At 47.8% G+C, this 3,339-nt stretch carries 4 protein-coding genes; all 4 read left to right on the top strand.

From position 1 onward, the window contains the following. Window positions 1-733: 733 nt before the first annotated feature. Window positions 734-1,726, top strand: coding sequence for a hypothetical protein (locus IE079_RS18620; RefSeq protein ID WP_227712615.1), 993 nt, complete (start codon window positions 734-736; stop codon window positions 1,724-1,726). A gap of 59 nt (window positions 1,727-1,785) precedes the next feature. Further along, complete coding sequence (locus IE079_RS18615) at window positions 1,786-2,223, top strand: hypothetical protein (RefSeq protein WP_189578627.1); 438 nt, start codon at window positions 1,786-1,788, stop codon at window positions 2,221-2,223. A 79-nt stretch (window positions 2,224-2,302) separates the two neighbouring features. Further along, a complete protein-coding gene (locus tag IE079_RS18610) occupies window positions 2,303-2,488 on the top strand; it encodes a transposase (RefSeq protein ID WP_189578624.1) in 186 nt (61 codons plus the stop codon). A gap of 480 nt (window positions 2,489-2,968) precedes the next feature. Then, window positions 2,969-3,298: a hypothetical protein gene (locus IE079_RS18605; protein WP_189578622.1), complete on the top strand. Its 330-nt coding sequence runs from the start codon at window positions 2,969-2,971 to the stop codon at window positions 3,296-3,298. Window positions 3,299-3,339 lie beyond the last annotated feature (41 nt).

Raw genomic sequence — 3,339 nt, 5'->3', positions numbered from 1 at the left:
TTCAGGTACCATTTTGGAAGCGGCTGTTGGTGCTTGGTGGATTGGTTAGGCTCTTGAAACCATAGCACTTTCAGCCGCTTTCTTTTATCCCCAGTGAGAAATCCGGGTTAGGTGAAAAACGGATTCGCGATGCGTTATTGCGATTAGCTCCGTCATGGTCGGAGCTAAAGAATGATCCCAACAGACGAAATATCAGTCTCGATATTGGCCAATTTGTATGCGAAGAGCGCGATACTATTGCAGAACTTATTCGAAGAGAGAACTACTTAGGGTTGATAAGTAGATATCCCATTCGCGAGAGCAATCTTCGGGATGAAGTCGCCAAAGCACTACACTTCCCAGGTCGCAGTAAATATGAAGACGCGGTTCGTACCCAATTGGTAAATAACGAAGAGCTAAAACGTGAAGTTTTAGCCATCCTTCAGCCCTTGGCTGCGGAAATTGACGATGACCGATAAGGTAATTAATAAAGTGTACTGTTGTTAACGAAAAAGCAACTATTTAAACAATTTTTTACCAAAATATCTAAGAATTATTCATCAGAGTGTTTACAATGCGAGCTACGCCATTCCTACTTGACTCCGAATTCAATACTCATCGATTGAAGAGACTGACCTTCAACGAGGGGTTCTCCGAACGTTGGTTACAGGAACAACTGTTTAGGAATCCGGATAGCCTCCCTTTTGGTGAAATAAACCCCGGGTACCGTGATGTTGTACCGCTATGTATGGAGATGAAAACTACCGCAGGTCCAATAGATATCGTTTATGTTACTCCGCAAGGGAAAGTCATAATCGTTGAAACGAAGCTTTGGCGTAACCCAGAAGCCCGAAGAAAGGTTATTGGTCAGATTCTTGACTACGCAAAGGAGTTACAAGCCTGGAGCTACTCGGACCTCCAAAGGGAAGTATCGAGAAGGATTGGTGAGAAAGGGAATCTTCCCTATAAATTGGTTAAATCGCTCTATCCTGAAACTGAAGAAAGCGAATTTGTCGATGGCGTCACCAACTCGCTTGCACAGGGTGACTTTATGCTTGTCATTGCCGGTGATGGAATACGGACTGATACTGAGGCCGTGGTTCAATACCTTGAGCATACGGCGAATATGAAATTTACCTTAGCTATGGTCGAAACCGCTGTTTATCAAACAGAGGATAAATCTCTTACTTTAGTTCAACCGCAAACGCTTTTTAAAACTAGGGAGATCCAAAGAAACGTTTATGTAAATGAAATTCCAGGGCCGCCAACAGATTTGGTCGATTCAGGCAATAGCGTTGAGAACCCTTTGTTCGCTCAGTATCAGTCGTTCTGGACTGATTTTATACAAGGTCTCCAGCTTGATGATCCCGATCAACCAATGGCAAACCCGATACCCAAGGGCAATGTTTTTTTTCCGATGCCGCCAAGATCGTCTATTGCCTGGCTAACTCTGTATTTTTATAAGTCGGGGTCTGAAATTGGCTGTTTTTTGCGTTTAGCCAAGACTGAGGAAGGAACTGCGATTTATGAGGCGCTAAAGGAAGACGAGGAGACAATTTCAAACGAGCTTCCTTTCCATATTCACTGGGACGATAATAATAATCGTGTCATCGTGACAAAAAGGATTAAATCCGAATGGCCCCCGGTACGGGACCCTGTCGTTAAAGAATTCTTCGAGATGGCTGTAAACTCGTTCGTGAACGTCTTTCGCCCTAGGATGGAAAAGCTTGGTGATCAGGTATTCTAGGATGCCTAAGACAGTGAGCCGAAGGTTAAAACAAAAAACCACTCGCTATCGGGGCTTTCATGTCAGAAAAAAGCCAAACAATTGTTGAGCGAATAGCCGAACGCCTTAAGTCGCTGAACAGCAGCAAAAACAAAGCTTCGCAAGAGGCTGCTGAGGAAAGATTCAAACGATGCATCGACTACGCAGTCGATCAAGCGTTCATCCAAGCTCAGAGCGGCAGGAAAGACGCATCCGGTGTTAAGGAACAGTTGGTTGAGCAAGATTTGATTCAGCAAAACTTTTACCGGCAATACAAGGAGTATATCGGTGCACTGTACGCACGTGACAAACTCATTTCTGACGAACTGAACCAACTGAAAAGGGTTGAAAACGCTCAGGGCAGGCGTAATGCGTTTTGGCGCTTTGTCAGCACCATAGCCGTGGGCTTCGCCATCTTGATTATCTACGCGGTAGCCGACCATTTTGAAGTTGCTTTACCGCTGGCGGGATTTAAATAGCCGATAGAAAGTGAAGTGGACCCCGAAATTTGGACAGTTGCCTAAGCTCTGATTCATCATCTCCACAAGGAGGAGAATCATGAGCAAGAAACGCAAACAGTACAGCGCATCGTTCAAGTCCAAAGTCGCCCTGGCCGCCCTCAAAGGGGACGAGACAACCTCTGAGATTGCTGCTCGGTTCCAGATTCACCCGACCATGGTCAGCACCTGGAAATCCGAGCTGCTGGAGGGCATGATGACGGGGAAGGGTGACAGGCACTGGTAAAAAAGGGAGCTTCACTCGGTAACCTTGGGCGCTGGCATAGGGCAGGGAATGCAGGCTTATTGGCGAAAATGAGCTTTTGACGACAGGTTTTCTAGTAAAACAGCGAATTTCGCCGAATTTGAGTGACAGCTGGCCCCTGGCGTCAGCCAGTAGGGTTTAGATTGGGAGCGAAGGGGGCGTCAGGCTGCCGATCGTCGCCGATCCAGATGCGCCCGCCGGTTGTCGTGATACCGGTCTTCGAATTCCGTGGCTTCGGCAAGCCATTCCTCGGTACTCAGTTCGAGTCTTTTCAGGATGGGCGGTTGGTGTTCGGGTAGGTGCGCGGGGCGTTCTGAATATGGCTGGCGTTGCCGTTGGACCTCAGTTGCGCGAAGAGTCTGGAATTTACGATCCACGCACGCAGGGGAGGTTTGGCGGACGCCCCGGTTTGAGGTAACCTGACGAAAGGCATTGGAAGCCAACACAAGACAAGGACCCGTTATGGAACTGAAGTTCGACCTTCGCTCGCCTGATCGCGACGCAGTACAAAAAACCCTCGAAAACCTTCAGGACGCCCCCAAGGACGATGTAGACGACTTCATGCGCTACATCCTCAACGGCAATCGCAACGCCCTCCAGAGCTTTATCAAAGGTGCAGTCAACAACCCGAAGACTTGGTGGATTGGCCTTTTTTCCCTGCAGATGCAGGCTGGTCTGTTTGGTAGCCGTCTGAACCGGATGGCCAACTCCAATGCCGGGATACTGGTGTCAATGGCCATTTATTTTGACCCACCTTTGGCCAATAAAATTGACCCACCTTTCATAGTCTAGCTTGTAGATTTCTGCTTCAGTCGATAGCTTTCTCCTCCCAG

The organism is Marinobacter zhanjiangensis (assembly GCF_014651935.1).
Classification (GTDB): Bacteria; Pseudomonadota; Gammaproteobacteria; order Pseudomonadales; family Oleiphilaceae; genus Marinobacter; species Marinobacter zhanjiangensis.
This window is presented reverse-complemented; position numbering and strand designations above follow the sequence as displayed.

What these genes read in the sequence shown, in the direction of transcription:
- IE079_RS18620 (WP_227712615.1), top strand. Translation starts at nt 734, where the DNA reads ATGAAAACTACCGCAGGTCCAATAGATATCGTTTATGTTACTCCGCAA.
- IE079_RS18615 (WP_189578627.1), top strand. Translation starts at nt 1,786, where the DNA reads ATGTCAGAAAAAAGCCAAACAATTGTTGAGCGAATAGCCGAACGCCTT.
- IE079_RS18610 (WP_189578624.1), top strand. Translation starts at nt 2,303, where the DNA reads ATGAGCAAGAAACGCAAACAGTACAGCGCATCGTTCAAGTCCAAAGTC.
- IE079_RS18605 (WP_189578622.1), top strand. Translation starts at nt 2,969, where the DNA reads ATGGAACTGAAGTTCGACCTTCGCTCGCCTGATCGCGACGCAGTACAA.